The sequence below is a fragment of the Streptomyces sp. NPDC057249 genome, from assembly GCF_042669245.1.
Lineage (GTDB): Bacteria > Actinomycetota > Actinomycetes > Streptomycetales > Streptomycetaceae > Streptomyces.
The window spans coordinates 1-16,372 of sequence record NZ_JBHUXS010000011.1 but is presented as its reverse complement, the minus strand read 5'-3'; the positions used below and the strand labels follow the sequence as shown (position 1 = coordinate 16,372).

At 73.6% G+C, this 16,372-nt stretch carries 14 protein-coding genes and 1 tRNA gene; 8 read left to right on the top strand and 7 right to left on the bottom strand.

All coding sequences use genetic code 11. From position 1 onward, the window contains the following. Positions 1–176: 176 nt before the first annotated feature. The 4 genes from ACFUJY_RS21095 to ACFUJY_RS21080 are packed head-to-tail and all read left to right on the top strand — an operon-like array spanning position 177 to position 3,664. Positions 177–848: a TetR/AcrR family transcriptional regulator gene (locus tag ACFUJY_RS21095; RefSeq protein WP_383301731.1), complete on the top strand. Its 672-nt coding sequence runs from the start codon at positions 177–179 to the stop codon at positions 846–848. Further along, entirely contained in the window at positions 845–1,342 is a 498-nt protein-coding gene (locus ACFUJY_RS21090) for a DUF4334 domain-containing protein (protein ID WP_383301728.1), read from the top strand. Before ACFUJY_RS21095 ends, ACFUJY_RS21090 begins: the two co-directional genes overlap by 4 nt. Further along, positions 1,339–2,430, top strand: coding sequence for an NAD(P)-dependent alcohol dehydrogenase (locus ACFUJY_RS21085; RefSeq protein ID WP_383301725.1), 1,092 nt, complete (start codon positions 1,339–1,341; stop codon positions 2,428–2,430). Before ACFUJY_RS21090 ends, ACFUJY_RS21085 begins: the two co-directional genes overlap by 4 nt. A gap of 40 nt (positions 2,431–2,470) precedes the next feature. Then, on the top strand, positions 2,471–3,664 hold the full coding sequence (locus ACFUJY_RS21080) for a TetR/AcrR family transcriptional regulator (protein ID WP_383301722.1): 1,194 nt from the start codon (positions 2,471–2,473) through the stop codon (positions 3,662–3,664). 34 nt (positions 3,665–3,698) lie between these two features. Here ACFUJY_RS21080 and ACFUJY_RS21075 read toward each other — a convergent pair whose 3' ends face one another. From ACFUJY_RS21075 to ACFUJY_RS21060, 4 genes are all read right to left on the bottom strand, one after another. Continuing rightward, positions 3,699–4,898, bottom strand: a complete 1,200-nt coding sequence (locus ACFUJY_RS21075) for an oxygenase MpaB family protein (protein WP_383301720.1) — start codon at positions 4,896–4,898, stop codon at positions 3,699–3,701. Positions 4,899–5,204: 306 nt separating this feature from the next. Beyond that, on the bottom strand, positions 5,205–5,333 hold the full coding sequence (locus tag ACFUJY_RS21070) for an LPFR motif small protein (RefSeq protein ID WP_383301718.1): 129 nt from the start codon (positions 5,331–5,333) through the stop codon (positions 5,205–5,207). 169 nt (positions 5,334–5,502) lie between these two features. Then, positions 5,503–5,576: transfer RNA gene (locus ACFUJY_RS21065), tRNA-Pro, on the bottom strand. 50 nt (positions 5,577–5,626) lie between these two features. Continuing rightward, positions 5,627–8,260: an ATP-binding protein gene (locus ACFUJY_RS21060; protein ID WP_383301715.1), complete on the bottom strand. Its 2,634-nt coding sequence runs from the start codon at positions 8,258–8,260 to the stop codon at positions 5,627–5,629. 110 nt (positions 8,261–8,370) lie between these two features. Between ACFUJY_RS21060 and ACFUJY_RS21055 the strand changes: the two genes are divergently transcribed. Together ACFUJY_RS21055 and ACFUJY_RS21050 are read left to right on the top strand one after the other, a co-directional pair. Next, positions 8,371–8,865 (top strand): DUF309 domain-containing protein, encoded by a 495-nt coding sequence (locus ACFUJY_RS21055; protein ID WP_383301712.1) that lies wholly within the window; start codon positions 8,371–8,373, stop codon positions 8,863–8,865. Between the two features lie 79 nt (positions 8,866–8,944). Beyond that, positions 8,945–9,328, top strand: coding sequence for a hypothetical protein (locus ACFUJY_RS21050; RefSeq protein WP_383301710.1), 384 nt, complete (start codon positions 8,945–8,947; stop codon positions 9,326–9,328). A gap of 15 nt (positions 9,329–9,343) precedes the next feature. Here the strand turns inward: ACFUJY_RS21050 and ACFUJY_RS21045 are convergent, their stop codons facing one another. From ACFUJY_RS21045 to ACFUJY_RS21035, 3 genes are read right to left on the bottom strand one after another with little or no spacing between them, the layout of a single operon-like run. Beyond that, positions 9,344–10,555 carry an FAD-dependent oxidoreductase gene (locus ACFUJY_RS21045; protein ID WP_383301707.1) on the bottom strand — a complete coding sequence of 404 codons (1,212 nt, stop codon included), beginning with the start codon at positions 10,553–10,555 and terminating at the stop codon, positions 9,344–9,346. Beyond that, the gene (locus ACFUJY_RS21040; protein WP_383301704.1) at positions 10,552–11,973 is read right to left on the bottom strand and encodes an NAD(P)/FAD-dependent oxidoreductase; all 1,422 of its coding nucleotides are present in this window, start codon (positions 11,971–11,973) and stop codon (positions 10,552–10,554) included. Before ACFUJY_RS21040 ends, ACFUJY_RS21045 begins: the two co-directional genes overlap by 4 nt. 31 nt (positions 11,974–12,004) lie before the next feature. Continuing rightward, the gene (locus ACFUJY_RS21035; RefSeq protein WP_383301702.1) at positions 12,005–13,438 is read right to left on the bottom strand and encodes an FGGY family carbohydrate kinase; all 1,434 of its coding nucleotides are present in this window, start codon (positions 13,436–13,438) and stop codon (positions 12,005–12,007) included. 329 nt (positions 13,439–13,767) lie between these two features. Between ACFUJY_RS21035 and ACFUJY_RS21030 the strand changes: the two genes are divergently transcribed. After that, positions 13,768–14,754: a hypothetical protein gene (locus ACFUJY_RS21030; RefSeq protein WP_383301700.1), complete on the top strand. Its 987-nt coding sequence runs from the start codon at positions 13,768–13,770 to the stop codon at positions 14,752–14,754. Positions 14,755–14,805: 51 nt separating this feature from the next. Continuing rightward, positions 14,806–16,329 carry an amino acid permease gene (locus ACFUJY_RS21025; protein WP_383301697.1) on the top strand — a complete coding sequence of 508 codons (1,524 nt, stop codon included), beginning with the start codon at positions 14,806–14,808 and terminating at the stop codon, positions 16,327–16,329. The last annotated feature ends 43 nt before the right edge of the window (positions 16,330–16,372 follow it).

The following is a 16,372-nucleotide window of genomic DNA, read 5'->3' as shown; positions in this document are numbered from 1 at the left end:
GCGTTCGCTAAGAACCTAGAAGTGCTCCGTCGGACGGTCAACTCCCGTGCAGTGCAGACTTTTTCGCGCCTCTACCGGTGCACCGGGGCAGGAAGTACCCTGTCGGCGAGAGGCCCCTGAACGATCGCTAAGTGGCTGGACCGGGCGAGGGGCGTCGACCGCACCGAGGAGAGCAGTTGACCACGCACACCCGCCAGGACGCCGCGCCGCCGGTGGAGCACTGGCGCTCCTACGGGCCGCTTGGCCTCCATCCGATCCTGCTGCACGCCATGGAGGCGTTCAACGAGCACGGCTACCACGGCACTTCGGTCCGGGACATCGCCCGGCGGGTCGGCGTGACCGTACCCGCGCTCTACTACCACTACGCGAACAAGCAGGCACTGCTCGCCACGTTGCTGGAGACGTCCATCAAGGACGTGCTCGACCGCTGCCGTGCGGCCGCCGCCGAAGCCGGTGACGATCCGCCGGCCCGGTTCTGCCGGATGGTCGAGTCGATCGTGCTGTCCATGGCCCACCGGCGCCGACTGGCGTTCCTGGACACGGAAATCAGAAGCCTCGAACCGGAGAACCGGGCCCGTTACGTGGCGTTGCGCGACTACCTGGAGCACATGCTCCTGGACACGGTGGAGGCGGGGCGCGCCCAGGGCGTCTTCACCACGCCGATCCCCGCGGACGCGGTGCGCGCGGTGCTCATCATGTGCCAGGGGGTCGCCAACTGGTTCCGCGCCGACGGCCCGCTCACCGCCGAGGAGGTGGCCGAGCGGCACGTCCTGCTGAGCCTGGGCACGGTCGGCCACCGCCCGCCGGACACACCCGGAACGCCGCCCCGACGAGAGGACACCGTATGAACGCGCTCGAAGCCCGCGCCCGGTTCCAGGAGCTGCGCGAGCGGGACCGCCCGGTCCCGGCCGGCGAGCTGGACGCCATCTGGGCGGAACTGGACACCGTACGCCCGCAGGACATCCTCGGTGCGTGGAAGGGCGGCGAGTTCCGTACCGGCCATCCCCTGGAAGGGATGCTGGCCAAGGCCGGCTGGTACGGCAAGACGTTCGTGTCCGTGCACGACGCCAAGCCGCTGATCTGCCGCGACGCGGCGGGCGAGCTGTACTCCAACCAGGAGCTGGGCCAGGGCGAGGCCAGCCTGTGGACCGTCGAGTTCCGCGGCGAGGCGACCGCCACCATGGTCTACGACGGGCGCCCCGTCCTCGACCACTTCAAGCGGGTGGACGAGGTCACCCTCATGGGCATCATGAACGCCAAGGGAACCCCCGCGGAGGGCCCGTACTACTACTTCTTCCTGGAGCGGGCGCCGGAGGCCGGGCCGGCGGGCCGGCACGCGTGAGGCGGGTCCGCGCGGCGGTCGCCGAGGCCCCGGGCGCCCCGTTCACCGTCCGGGACGCGGTCCTCGACGACCCGCGCCACGACGAGGTGCTGGTACGGATGACGGCGGCCGGCCTGTGCCACACCGATCTCGGGATGCGCGACACCTGGCCCCGGCGGCGCACCCCGATGGTCTTCGGCCACGAGGGCGCCGGTGTCGTGGAGGCGGTGGGCGCGGACGTGACCGGTCTCACGGCGGGCGACCACGTCTGCCTCACCTTCGCCAGCTGCGGCGGCTGCGAACAGTGCGCGGCGGACCACCCGGCCTACTGCCTCGACGCACCCGTCCTGAACCTCTCCGGGGGCCGCGCGGACGGCACCACTCCCCTGTCCATGGGCGGCGCGCCCCTGTACGCCGGATTCTTCGGGCAGTCCAGCTTCGCCACGTACGCCGTCGTCAGGGCCCGCGGCGTGGTGAAGGTGCCTCCGGAGCTGCCGGCCACGGTCGCCGCCCCGCTCGGCTGCGGCGGCCAGACCGGGGCCGGCACGGTGCTGAACCGGCTGCGGCCCCCGGCGGGTTCGGCGCTCGTCGTCGTGGGCGCCGGCGGCGTCGGGCTGAGCGCGCTGATGGCCGCGGTGGCCGTCGGCTGCGACCCGGTGGTGGCCGTCGACCCGGTCGCCTCCCGCCTGGCCCTGGCCACGGAGCTCGGCGCGACGGCCGTCCTGGCCCCCGGGGACGGACTCGTGGGGACGCTGCGCGAGCTGACCGGTGGCGGCGCCCACCACGTCGTCGAGACCACCGGGCGGCCGGAGATGATCCGCCGGGCCGTGGGCGCGCTGCGCCCGCGCGGCGAGCTCGCGCTGCTCGGCCTCGGGGGCGAGGTGTCCTTCGACGTGAGAGGACTGCTCGCCAAGGGCGTCCGGGTGCACGGGGTGATCGAGGGCGACTCCGATCCCGGCCGCTTCATTCCCGAACTGGTCGCGCTGCACCAGCGGGGGCGCTTCCCGGTCGACCGGCTGGTCACCGCCTTCCCGTTCGAGGAGATCGGCGCGGCCGAGGCCGCCATGCGGAACGGGAGCGTGGTCAAGCCGGTGCTCGCCTTCGACTGACCGGCCCGGCCCGCTGACCCTGTGTGATTGACTGATCGGCATGGTCCCAGCCCCTCGCTCCGCCCGCCCGGCCGCGGCCGGGCGGGCCGCCGCGACCCGGCCGCGCAACCGCAGACAGCTCGTCGTCGAGGCGGCCGGGCGGGTCTTCAGCGAGCGCGGGTATTACGCGGCGTCCATGGAGGAGGTCGCCGCGAAGGTGGGCATCACCGCCGCCGCGCTCTACCGGCACTTCCCGAACAAGTACGCCCTGTTCGCCGAGTGCGCCGACGTCATGGTGGACGGGCTGGTCTCCGCGCTCGACGAGGTGCCGCCCGGGGCACCTCTGCCCGATGTGCTCCTGCCCCTCACCCGGATCACCGTCGCCCATCGCGCGTCGGGCGGTGTGTACCGCTGGGAGGCCCGCTATCTGCGCCGTGAGGACCGGCGGCGCCTCGCGGCCTCGTTCGGCCGCCTCGTCGCGCGGGTCGACGAAGCGGTGCGGCGCGAACACCCGCTGCCGGAGGCGCGGCTGCGGGCCGTGGCGGCGCTCGGCGCGATCGGCTCCATCACCATGCACCACACCTCCATCGCGCAGCGGCGCGCCGAGGACCTCCTGCTGACGTCGGCGCTCGGCGTCGCCGCCTGCGACCCGGCGGCCGGGCGGCGGGCCTCGCGCCCCGTCGAGCTGCCCGCCCATCCGGTGCCCCGCACCCGGCGCGCGGAGATCCTGGCGGCCGCCGTGCCGCTGTTCGCCCGGGACGGCTTCGCGCAGGTGACGAACGGAGACATCGCCCGGGCCGTGGGGCTCACGCCGTCCGCGCTGTACCGGCACTACCCCGGCAAGATCGACATCCTGGCCGCGGCGTGTCTCCAGGCCGCGGGACTGCTCGCCCAGGGGGTGGAACAGAACCTGCGCGGAGTGACCGACCCGCACGAGGCCGTCGTCACACTGGCGGCGACGTACGTGGCATACAGCTTCGAGCACACCGAGCTGAACAGCGTGGCGGAGGCGGAGGTCGTCGGCCAGCCGGCAGCCATGCGGCGTCCCCTCGCCCTCGCCCAGCGGGAGCACATCGCCGTCTGGGAGCAGCAGTTGCGGCTGGCGCGCCCGGAGTTGGACCCGCGGCAGGCCCGGGTCCTGGCGCACGCGGGCTTCGGGGTCGCGGTCGAGGCCGGGCGCGGACTGCGGTGGCGGGACAGCCCGGCTCACCGCGCGGCCGTGACCGCGCTGGTGGTGAGCGCCCTGGGCCTCTGACCGCCCGGGGCCTTCGGACTCCGCCCGGCGGTGTTCAGCCGGCCCGGTTGCCGGTGGGGATGGTGATGGGCGTGGTGGTCCCGGAGGAGCCCTTGTTGAGGAAGAGCATCGCGAGGCCGCGCACCATCTGGTCGATCGCGTAGAAGGTCCCCGGCATGACGGGCGAGAGCCCTTCGCGGAACAGGATGTAGGCGGGCCAGGCGGTACGGACCAGGGCCGCCGACACGTAGTCGCGTTTCAGGCCGAGCCAGTCACCGACGTCGTCGCTGAGGACGTAGCGCACGAACTCGTTGAGGAAGCCCCGGGTCACGCCCAGGTCGATCTGCGCGGTCAGGCCCAGCAGTTCCTCGGCCAGCGCGATGCCCTCGGTCGTCGGGGTGAGGATCGGGGTGAGCACCTGCGCCGACTGTGCCTCGGCCTGCGCCCAGCTCTGCGGGATGTGCTCGTCCGGTACGCCGAGGAGGTGGATGGCCACCTGCCACGAGTGCAGGAACGCCTCCTGGTCGGCGGCGGAGAAGGGGACCCTCCAGTCGAGCAGCTTGCGGTGCACGTAGGTGCCCAGGCTGTGGAAGGTGACCAGGATGTCGGCGGCACTGATCGGTACGGACTCGTCGGCGACGGCCCGCCAGTGCGGTGACTGCGGGAGCAGATGCCGCACCGCCGCGTGCACCACCCGCGTCTTGTTGGCGGTGACGACGAACTGCCCCTGCGGCCGGAACGCCCCGAGCTGGGCCAGGTCGTACCCGAAGGTGAACGTCTTGGCCGCCCGGTCCTGCATCTGGGCACCGCCCGCGGACCAGTAGACGCTGCGGGCTTCGCGCGGGATGACGGTGCTCATGATGCCGCTGCCGAGCCCGTACAGCATGAACAGATAGGTGTCCTTGCGGCGGTTGAAGTCGGCCGCCCGGTCCAGTGTGGTCTGGTCGGCCCAGGAGGGCAGCCGGTTCACCCGGCTCAGGTAGGCGCTGAACTCGGCGGGAAGCCCAAGGGGCAGCGGGTCGTTGTTGTCGACCCACGCGCCCCACGCGCGGTTGATGGCGGGGACGTGGCCGTTCTCCAGCATCTTCACCATCAGTGGGTCCGCCAGATCGTCCCAGATCCACTGCGGCCCGGTCCCGTCGGCGGCCGCGGCCGCCGGGCCCGTGGCCGCCCATGCCGGGGCCGGGACTGCCGCACCCGCGAGTCCGAGTGCCGCACCGAGCGTCAGTAGTTTGCGCCTGCTGAGATTCTCCATTGACTTACCTGCTTCCCTGATGGACCGGACGGTTTCAGGTGCCCTCGCGGACATGCTGTCCGAGCACCTGATGCGCTGCGGATCGCGTCGAGCAGAGGTGATGTCACATGTGATTTCCGATTAACATAGCGAGGCGCGACGCTGCCGACAATGGGGGTGACGGAAGCGGTTTGACGGTGCGTCGCGCGCACTGCCCTCCGGTCCGGGCGCGCTACGGCCGTCAGGACACCCCGCAACGCCGAGGGGCGGCTCCGGACCTTCCCGGAACCGCCCCTCGAAGACCCGTGGCGACGGGTCGGCGCGCGCTCAGTGGTGACCGTGGGCGGTGCTCGACGCACCGCTGAACAGCCGGGCGACGGCCCGGAACGGCAGCGTGACCACCGTGGCGATGGCGCTCCCGATGGAACGGAACACATCCGCGATCGCCTTCAGCATGGCTACTCCTCTGTTCGGTCGCACCCCTCCGCCGGAGTGCCGCGGTCCTCTGTCCGCGACCGCGTACCCGGGCTCACGGCGGAAAAACGTCGGGGTCCGGCGCCGGAGAACGACCGAGGGCCGGTTTCGGATGTCTCCGAAACCGGCCCTGATCTGCGACTGCATCCAGTCGGGACGACAGGATTTGAACCTGCGACCCCTTGACCCCCAGTCAAGTGCGCTACCAAGCTGCGCCACGTCCCGCTGCCCCATACCCGGTCCGGCCGGGTGGCGGCTGCAGGGAAAACATTACCTCACTCGGTGGACCGGATCGACGCGCGTGCCTGCTGGGCGCGGGCGGCCAGTCCTTCCGCGCCGCAGGCCGTGGCCAGTTTGTGGCCGCGGGCCAGTTCGCGGGGCGAGCGGGCGGCGATGCCGTAGTCGACGAGCGCCTGGGCGAACTCGTAGCCGGAGGGTGACGCCTCCAGGTGGCGGACCGCCTCGCCGAGGAGGTGTACGGACTCCTCCGGGCGTGCGAAGAGGGCCACGCAGCGCAGGGCCTCGCCGATGGCGGTGTCCGTGCCGAACCGCTCCGCGTGGACCCGCGCGGTGTTGGCGAGCTGGGCCGCCCGGCCCGGGTCCTCGTCGGCGAGGGCGCGGGCCAGGTCGCCGGCCCAGGGGCCCCAGATGCCGTTGAACCGGCCGCGCGGTTCCAGCGAGCGGCCGGCCGCCTCCAGCTCGGTCACCGCTTCCTTCGTACGGCCTTCGGCCAGCAGCAGGCGGCCCCGGACGCACGGGGCGTCCGGCAGCACCATGGCACTGGGGTAGGGCAGACCGAAGTCGTACTGGTCGGCGACCTTGCGGGCCTCGGGGACCTTGCCCCGGGCGAGCAGGGTGTCGATGAGCAGGCAGGCCGCGTCCCAGTGGACGGGGAGCCCGCTGCCGACGCGGTCCGCGAGGCGCAGTCCCTCGCGCAGGAAGCCCTCCGCCTCGGCCAGGCGGCCCCGGCGGCGGTGGACCAGGCCGAGCAGGGTGTGCGCGAAGGCCAGGTGGGCGCCGCTCCAGCCGGAGATCTCGAAGGCCCGGACCGCCTCGCCGAACAGCTCCTCGGCGCGGTCGAGCCGGTCCGTGAAGGCATAGGTGATCCCGACCATGGCGGGGAGCTCGAAGCCCCACTCGGAATCGGTCCAGCCGAGTCCGCGTGCGGGGTGGCCGTTCACGAGGGCGCGCTCGCAGAAGTCGACGATGATCTCGGCGTTCTCGCCGCGCAGCATGGCGTCGAAGGCGCGGAGGGTGAGCAGGGCGCGTTCGGCGTTGTCCCGGCCGGTGAGGTGGTCGGCGTTGGCCGCGAGCCGGCGTGAGCGGCCGGGGCCGTCCTCCTCGGTGGCCTGCATCCCCTCCCAGAGGAAGTGGGCGGCCTGGAGCCGCATCAGGCCGGGACCGGGTGCCGTGCGCTCGGCCTCGGCGGCCAGGGCGAGGGCCGCCTCCTTGAGCTGGTTGTTGTGCGACAGCGCGGCGGCGAGCCGGAACGTGGCGTCCACCCGCAGCTCGTCCACGAGGCCGGGCATGTCCAGGGCGGCCCGCAGGTGCTGCACGGTGGTGGCCGGGGAGCTGAGCAGCGTCGCGCAGCCCAGCTCGTAGAGCAGGGTGGCGCGTACGTCGTGGCGCGGCGGCTCGTCGAGCGCGCGCTCCAGGCAGCGCCGGGCGGCCTCGGGGGCGCCGACGGCAAGGTGCTGCTTGGCGGCGGCCCGCAGCTGCTCCACGAGTTCCTGGTCGTCGTCCGGGTGGACTTCGAGCAGGTGGCGGGAGGCCGCGGCGGGGCCGAGTCCGGCGTTGGTGATGGCCCAGGCGGCCCGGCCGTGCATGGCGGTGCGGGTGGCGGGCGGGATGGAGCGGTAGACGGCCGAGGCGATCAGCGGGTGCACGAACTCCAGCGGGTCGAAACCGCTGACGATACGGGCCTCGCGCAGCCGGGCCGTGCAGTCCGCGGCCTCCGCGGAGCTCATCCCGGCCAGGGTCGCGGCGAGGTCCTGGGAGATGTCGGTGCCGAGGACGGCGGCCGCCCAGGCGAACCGGTTGGCGTTGGTGCCGAGCCGTTCGAGGCGGGCGACGAGGCCGCTGCCCCGGGCGGAGGCTCCGAGTTCGCGCAGGAGTCCGGCGGACTCCTCCAGCGGGGCCAGCTCCTTGTCCTGGACCTTGGCGACGAGCTCGACCGCCTCGTACGGGTTACCGCCGGTGACCGCCCAGACCTCGCGGCAGAACGGGTCGTCGGCGTGCTCGCCGAGGGTGGCGCGGACCAGTTCGGCGGTGGCGTCCGGGGTGAGGGCGCGCAGCGCGACCCGGATCTGCGCGGGGTGGCCGTCGGCCGCGTTGCGCGCGGCCTCGCGGGCGGCCAGCTCCTCGGGCCGGTGCGCCTGGACGACCAGTACGCGCAGGTCGCCGAGGCGGGCGGTGAACGAGGAGAGCCAGGCGAGGGATTCGCCGTCCGCCCAGTGGGCGTCGTCGATGACGAGGAGCAGCGGGCGGTGGCTGAGCCGGGACGCGAGCCGCTTCACGACGTAGTCGAGGCCGTCGCGCACACCCTGCGGATCGGGCTGCGGGCCGGAGGGCTCGGCCAGCCCCAGGGCCGGGGCGGCGATGTCGAACCAGGGGCCGAACAGGGCCCGCACGTCGTCGGGCGGGAACTGGCCCAGGGCCGGCTGGAGCAGCTGCCGTACGACGTGGAACGGCACCGAGGTGACCGTCTCACCGCCGCGCGCCGACCAGATCGTGCACCGGTCCGCCGCCATGGCCTGGATCTCCTCCAGGAGCGCGGTCTTGCCGATGCCTGCCTCGCCGCTGTAGATCAGCAGCCCGCCGGTGGCCTGTGCCCCGCACAGCGCGTCGATGGCTTGTGCGGCAGTGGCGAGTTCCGGTTCGCGCTCATAAAGCGGCCGGGACGGCTTCATGCCTACCCTCCCCCAAAGTGGTGACCATGGTGGTCGAGCCTAGTCGCGCGCGGCGTTCCACGGACAGTGGTTCGGACAGTTCGCCGCAGGTGCGGGGCACAATCGGGGGCGTGAACGAGACACGCAGGGACCGGAACTCCGAGGGACGGGCGCTCAACGCGCGCCCCCGTGACGGGCTGGGACGCCCGCTGCCGTACGGGACGCCGGGGGTGGAGCGCCAGCCGGAGGGCGTCGAACGCACCGCCGGTGAGACCGTGCGCGAAGCGCAGCGGCTGCTGGACGCGGGCATGCCGTTCCACGCGCACGAGGTCTTCGAGGACGCGTGGAAGACGGGCCCGGACGGGGAACGGGAGTTGTGGCGCGGGCTCGCCCAGCTGGCCGTGGGCCTGACCCACGCGGCCCGGGGCAACGCGACGGGCGGGGCGCGGCTGCTGCGGCGCGGTGCGGCGGCGCTGGAGGCGTACGGGACCGGTGAGGCCCACGGGATGGGGCTCGGGGAGCTCACCGGCTGGGCGCGGGAGCTGGCGGTGCGGGTGGAACGCACGGGCGCGGAGCCGGTGGACGCGGCGGCGGAGGCACCGAGGCTGCGGGCGGACCGGCCGTGAGGCACAAGTCGGCCGGGTTTCGACGGTGTTGTTTGACAACGGCGAACGGGCCGGGGCCGAACCATTACGATCCCGCGTCATGAGCACTTCTGACCAGGACCGAGCCGTGGACGCCCCGATAGCCGAGGACACCGCCGAAACCACCGTCGAGGACCACGACGAGGACGTCGCGGACGGTCTCGCGGAGAACGGGGACGGCGGTGGGCGCCGGCTGACCCCGCGGCAGGCGAGACGGGTGCGTATCGTGCTCTCCTCGGTCGGGATGGCGGCGATGGCGGTGGTGCTCGGGCTGCGGCTCGCGAGCCGCGCCTCCGTCCTGGTGGTCGGGGTGTACGGGCTGGCGCTGATCCTCTGCGGGATCGTGATCGAGCTGAGCCGGAACGGACGCACCCGGCTGGGGAGTTGGCTGCTGGCCGTCGGGCTGGTCGCCGCGATCGGCTCGGACTGGCTGCTGATCCCCTGAGCGGCCGACTCCCGCTCAGCCGATCCGGAGGCGCACCGTGCCGCCCTCCGGGTCGACGCGGGCCAGCCAGTCGGCGGTGAGCGGGAAGGAGCGGCCCGGCGCGACGCATCGCGCCACGCGTTCGCGGTGCAGCAGTGTCCCGTCCTGACGGACGACGAGCAGCGGTACGGTCAGCCGCCTGCCGGTCCGCAGCAGGAGCCGGCGCCCGCCGGGCCCGGTGAGGTTGGGGGCGATCCATTCCAGGGGCGCGTCGACGGCGAGGGGCGGCCCGCTCGCCGGCCAGGTCCCGGCGGCGAGGTGGGCCAGCACGGGTCCGGTGACGGCCCGGCCCTCGCGGGCGGCGGTGGCCGCGCTCTCCCCGCCGTGCAGGAGGTTCCCGACGGCGAAGACCCCCGGCCGTCCGGTGCGGTGGGCGGGATCATACGCGGGTCCCCGCGTACCGGGGTCCAGCGGGAGGCCGCCGCGCCGGGCGAGTTCGTGGTCCGGTATCCAGTCGGCCGTGAAGACCACGGTGTCGCAGGCCAGGGTGGCGGTCCGGCCGTCCGCGTGGCGCACCTGGACGCCGGTCAGGCGGGGGCGGCCGGTGAGGGCGGTCACGGTGGTGCGGGTGAGCAGGGGCGCGCCGCCGGCCGCCCGCACGGCCGAGAGGGGGCGGGGCGGGTGCTCCGTGACGCGGGCGACGAGGTGGACTCCGGCGGTGCGCAGGGTGCCGGCCGCCGCGAGGCTCACCGGCTCGTCGCCGACGACCACGGCGCGGGTACCGACGGGCTGGTGGTGGAGGTGGACGGCCTGTTGGAGTTCGCCCGTGGTGTAGACGCCGGCCGGACGGGTGCCGGGGACCAGCCGGGCGGCGCGGGGGCGTTCCCGGGCGCCGGTGGCGAGGACGACGGCCCGGGCGGTGACGCGTTCCAGTCCGCCGGGGCCGGTGGCGTCGAGCGTGCGGGGCCCGGCCCAGCCGGTGACCGTGATGCCGGTGCGGAGCGCGGCGCCGGCCGCGCGTGCCTCGGCCGCGCAGCGCAGGGCGTACACGGGGCCGCTGAGATCGCCGCTCGCGCGCGTGCCGAATCCGCCGTGGGCGCAGTGCCTGGGGATGCCGCCCAGCGCCTGGTCGCGCTCCAGGACTTCCACGCGCCGCACCCCGGCGGCGGCGAGACCGGCGGCCGCGGCGAGGCCGGCCGGTCCGGCGCCGACGACGAGCACGTCGACGTGGCGTTCCTGGCGGATCATGGGCGGCCCCTCTCGATGCGGGCGCGGAGCGCGGGCCCGCAGTGGAAGCCCTGGCAGCGTCCGTTGCCGGCCCGGGTCCTGCGGGCGAGCCCGTCGGTCGAGCGCGGCGGGAGCACCGAGGCGAGGGCGTCGCGGATCTCGCCCTCGGTGACGCGTTCGCAGTGGCAGACGATGGTGCCGTACGCGGGATCGCGCGCGATCGACTCGGCGTCGAGATACGGGCGGACGGACCCTTCGCCCAGGTCGGGCATGGCGGGGGGCACGGGTGCGACGGGCTCTCCCGGGTCGAGTCCGGCGTCGGGGAGGAGGGAGACGACGTACTCGGCGATGGCCATGGATGCGGTGAGTCCGGTGGAACGGATGCCGCCGACGGTGACGAGGGCCCGGTCCGGGTGGGCCGTGATCCGGTAGTCCTCCTGACCGGTGGCGGCCCGCAGTCCCGCGTAGACGGCGGTGACGTCTTCATCGAGCAGCCGGGGCAGCACGCGGCGTCCCTTCTCGCGCAGCAGGGCGAGCCCTTCGGCGGTGGACCCGGTGTCCTGCTTGTCGTCCAGGTCCTCGGCGGTGGGGCCGAGGAGGACGTTGCCGAAGACGGTCGGCGCGACCAGGACGCCCTTGCCGGCGGCGGTGGGGACGGGCAGCAGGATGTGGCGGACCAGGTCGCGGGCGAGCTTGTCGAAGACGATGAGCTGGCCTCGGCGCGGGCGCACGGTGAAGGTGTCGAGGCCGAGCAGCCGGTCGATCGCGTCGGCGTGCAGCCCGGCGGCGTTGATCAGCAGGCGGGTGCGCAGGGTGCCCCGGCCGGTGGTGAGGGTGTGCAGCCCGGGGGCGTACGCGATGTCCTGGACGGGGCAGTCCAGGTGGAGGTGGACCCCGGCCCGGACCGCTTCGGTGGCGTAGGCGAGCGGGGTGGTCCAGGGGCAGATGACGGCTTCGTCGGGGATCTCCAGGGCGCCGAGCGCACCGGGCCCGAGGTGCGGTTCGCGGGCGGCGGTCTCCCGGGCGTCCAGCAGCCGGGCCGCGTGGTAACCGTTGCGCCCGGCCTTGGCCAGCAGGCCGGGCAGGGCGTCGAGTTGGTCCCGGTCCCAGGCGACGAGGAGGGCGCCGACACGTTCGACGGGGATGCCCGTGCGGGTGGCGTACCCGGAGAGCAGGTGCCGCCCCTCGCGGACGAGGCGGGCTTCCAGGGTGCCGGGGACCGCGTCGAATCCGGTGTGCAGGATCGCGGTGTTGGCCTTGGAGGTGCCGTTGGCGATGTCGTCGGTGGCCTCGACGAGGGCGGTGCGCAGGGGGCGGCGGGCCAGTTCGCGGGCGATGGCGGTGCCGACGACTCCGGCGCCGATGACCGTGACGTCGTAGGGCGGGCCGTCGGGGAGCGGGTGCCCGGCGCGGGTGACGGTGGGCGTGGCCGCTACCACGTCGGGCCCGTCCGGCGGGCGGCGCTCGCGCTCACGCCCGCTCCAGCAGCCCGCGCACGGCGGTCCGGAACGTGTCGAGGCGTTCGGCCGCCTCGTCCGGGCCGATGCGTGGCGCGTAGACGGCGGCCGGTTTCCAGTCCGGGACGGCCCGGTCGAGCGGCAGCGCGGGGTCGGCGCCCATGCGGGCCACGGCTCCGACGCCGAGCGCGGTGACGTCGGGGAGCGCGGACACCTCGACCGGGCGTTGCAGAAGGTCGGCCTGGGTCTGCATGAGGAGGGCGGAGCGGGTGAGGCCGCCGTCGACGCGCAGGACGGACAGCGGGGTGCCCCGGTCGGCGGTGACCGCGGCGGCCAGCTCGGCGACCTGGGCGGCGATCCCTTCGCACAGGGCGCGCACCAGGTGCCCGGCCGAGGTGTCCAGGCCGAGCCCGGTGACCGAGCCGCGCAGGTCGCTCCGCCACCAGGGGGCGGCGAGCCCGGCGAGCGCGGGGACGAAGGTGACGCCGCCGGTGTCGGGGACGGTGGCGCCGACCGGGTCGAGGTCGGTGGCGCCGGCGATCACCCCGAGGTCCGTGAGCCAGCGCACCGCGGAGGCCGCCGTGTACACCTGGCCGTCCAGGCAGTAGCTGGTGCGCCCGTCGAGCCGCCAGGCGACGCAGCTGACCAGTCCGCCGGTGCTGCGGCGCGGGGTGGCGCCGGTCCCGGCGAGGAGGAACGCGCCGGTGCCGTAGGTGCACTTGGCGACGGACGGGTCCAGGGCGCTCTGGGCCAGCAGGGCCGCCTGCTGGTCGACCAGGAGGCCGGTGAGCGGGACGTCGCCGCCGAACACCCCTGTCGTACCGAAGGTTCCCGCGGCGTCGGTCACGGCCGGCAGCCGCTCGTCGCCGAGGCCGTAGGCGTCGAGCGCCCGGGGCGACCAGGCGACGCGGTCCAGGTCGAGGAGCTGGGTGCGTCCGGCGGTGGCGGCGTCCGTGACGAAGGCGCCGGTGAGCTGGTGGACCAGCCAGACGTCGCTGGTGGTGACGACGCCCTCGCGGGTCCGTTCGCGGCGGAGCCAGGCCATTTTCGGGGCGGCGAAGTAGGGGTCGAGAGGGAGTCCGGTGAGGTGGTGCAGCTCTTCGCCGCGGGGCGCGAGTTCCGCGCAGACGCCCGCTGCGCGGCGGTCCTGCCACACGATCGCCTCGGTGAGCGGACGCCCGGTGTCGGGGTCCCAGGCGAGGACCGTCTCGCCCTGGTTGGCGAGCCCGACGGCGTCGACGGTGCCGCCCGATTCGGCCAGGGCCCGCCGGCCGGCCGCGACGACCGACGCGAGTAATTCGGCCGGGTCCGTCTCGACGGCTCCGCCGGGTCCATACCGGGGCCGCACGGGGGCGGAACCGGAACCGACGACGCCGCGCTCGGGACAGATCACCAGCGCTTTCGTTCCCGATGTGCCCTGGTCGATTGCCAGCACCGGGCCTGCCATGGTTCTCCAGCGGTACGCGGGCCCGGGGGCTCGAATGGAATGGTGATCTTCGGTCGCGGCCCCCACAGTGGTGCAGCCCAGCAGCTACGTCAAGCATGCGCCGCCCCTATGTCCGGAACCGTTCGGAGGCGGCGGGAAGATGCCAACACGAGTAACCGGCAAGCGACTTGGACGGAATCGAGGATTCGTCCGAGAGTTCCGCGCAAACGGCTCTACACTCACCGCCGAACAGCAACCGGAAGCCGATGAGCAGTTCGTACTTCAACTGTTTCTATGCCGCAATAATCCCTGAGGATCGATGAATTCAGCACCCCGTCCCGAGCGCGTCCATGGCCAACGGTGAATTCCGGCCGGTTTACCATCCGGCCGGCCACGACAACGAACTCCGCGCGGCGTTACAGGACTTGCGCACCGGACGCTGGATCGCCATGCGCGACCTGCTGGCGCGCACCCCGGACTGGGCGCTGTGGACCCAGCGCACCCAGGTCCTCGGCGCGGTCGCGGCGGGCACGGACGCGATACGGACCTGGCTGACCGAGGAGCCGGAGAGCACCGCCGCGGCCGTGATGCGCGCCCGGGTCGCCGTGGAGCGGGCCGTCCGGGCCAACCGCTCCGGCCACCCCAGCGGCCGGGAGCTCTGGCAGGAGGCCTGGGAGGCGTGCCGCTCGGCGGCGCACGCCGCACCGGCCGACCCGGTGCCCTGGGTGTGTCTGCTCGCCCTGTCCCAGCTGGACGCCGGCCAGCGCCTCGCCGAGCACCGGCTCCCCCCGCCCGGGCCCATGCTGTTCCCCGGCCCGTGGGGGCTGCTGGCCGAGGCCGACCGGCGCGACCCGCACAACCGCGAGGCGTACCACCGGATGCTCCAGTTCGTGTACGCGCGCAGCGCCGGCGGCACGCTCTCCGAGGCGGTCAACCTCGTCCAGTGGGCGTCGTCCACGGCGCCCGAGGGCTCGGCCCTCCATGTGCTCCCGCTGTACGTCCGGGTCGAGCGCTACCGCCGCGAGCACGACCACGACAAGGCCCTCGACCTGCACTGGGTCACCGAGGACGCCGAGCGCGAGGCCCTGCGCGCACTGGAGGTCTGGTACCGGCGCTCCCCCGCCGCCGGCCGCGCCCTGCCCGACCTCAACCACCTGGCGCACGCGCTGTGGGGGGCGCTCCGGTTCGCCGACGCGGCCGAGGTGTTCCGCGAGCTGGGCCCGTACTTCACCTCGCTGCCCTGGGCGTGCCGTTCCCGTGCGCCCGACGACCCCGGCGGTGCCGAGGAGGTCTTCGTGCGCGCCCGCGCCCGGGCGCTGGCCGCGGACCCCGGCTGAGCACCCCCGCCCCTTTTTCGCGTTGCCCATCCACCCCCCAGGAGGTCCCCCATGTCCGTGTCCACCTCGCCCCGCAAGGGGACCAGTGCGCCGAAGGACGAGGAGCAACGGCTCCGCGAACTCGGCTACCAACCGGTCCTGGCCCGCCGCATGGGCGGGTTCGGCAACTTCGCCATCAGCTTCTCCGTCATCTCGATCCTGTCGGGATGCATGACCCTGTACGGCTTCGGCATGTCCACGGGCGGGCCCGCGGTGATGCTCTGGGGCTGGGCCGGGGTCGGCCTGTTCGTGCTGTGCGTCGGGATGGCGCTCGCCGAGGTGACGAGCGCGTATCCGACGTCGGGGGCGCTGTACTACATGGCGGACCGGCTGGGCGGCCGCAAGTGGGGCTGGTACACCGGCTGGCTGAATCTGCTCGGACTGCTCGGCGCCATCGCGGGCATCGACTACGGCGCCGCGCTGTTCACGGGCGCGCTGATGAAGCTCCAGTGGGGCTTCGCGCCCACCCCCGGCAAGACGATGATCATCTTTGTCTGCATCCTGCTGCTGCACGCCGTCATCAACCTGTTCGGGGTGCGGCTGGTGAGCATCCTCAACTCGGTCAGCGTGTGGTGGCACCTGGCCGGTGTGGCGGTGATCGTCTCCGTACTGGCGATCGTCCCCTCGCACCACCAGTCGCCCTCGTTCGTGTTCACCGAGTTCGTCAACGACACCGGCTGGCACAACCCGTTGTACGTGGCGGCGATCGGGCTGCTGCTCGCGCAGTACACGTTCTGCGGCTACGACGCCTCGGCCCATCTGTCGGAGGAGACCTCGAACGCCTCGGTCTCGGCGGCGCGCGGCATCGTCCGGGCGATCTGGGTGTCATGGGTGGCCGGTTTCGTCCTGCTGGCCGGGCTCACCTTCGCCATCCAGGACTACGCGGGCACGCAGAACACCGAGACCGGTGTGCCGCCCGCGCAGATCCTGATCGATGCGCTGGGCACCTCGGGCGCCACGGCGATGCTGCTGATCGTGATCGCGGCGCAGCTGTTCTGCGGCAACGCGGAGGTCGCCGCCGCCAGCCGGATGGTGTTCGCCTTCAGCCGGGACAACGCACTGCCCGGCTCCTCGCTCTGGCGGAAGGTGAGCGCGCGGACGCAGACGCCGGTGCCCGCGGTGTGGCTGTCGGTGATCGTCGCCGGGGTACTGGCCCTGCCGTCGCTGTACTCGGCGACCGCGTACGGGGCGGTGACCGCGATCAACGTCATCGGGATCACGCCCGCCTACGCGATTCCGATCTTCCTGAAGCTGCGTGCCGGGGGCCGTTTCCAGCGCGGGCCGTGGCACCTGGGCCGCTGGTCGAAGCCGGTCGGCTGGATCGCGGTGGTGTGGGTGGCGATCGTGACCGTGCTGTTCCTGCTGCCCCAGTCCTCGCCGGTGACGATCAGCTCGATGAACTACGCGTCGATCGCTCTGGTAGCCGTGCTGGTCCTGGCCACGGTGTGGTGGTTCGTCGCGCGGCGCTCGTACGGCACGCCGTCGGCGTACGGGAACGCGCGCGAGCAGGCGGAGATCGAGGAGGGCATCATCTGACCGCCCTTCGCCCGGCCGGCGGCCCCCGCGCACACGTGTGCGC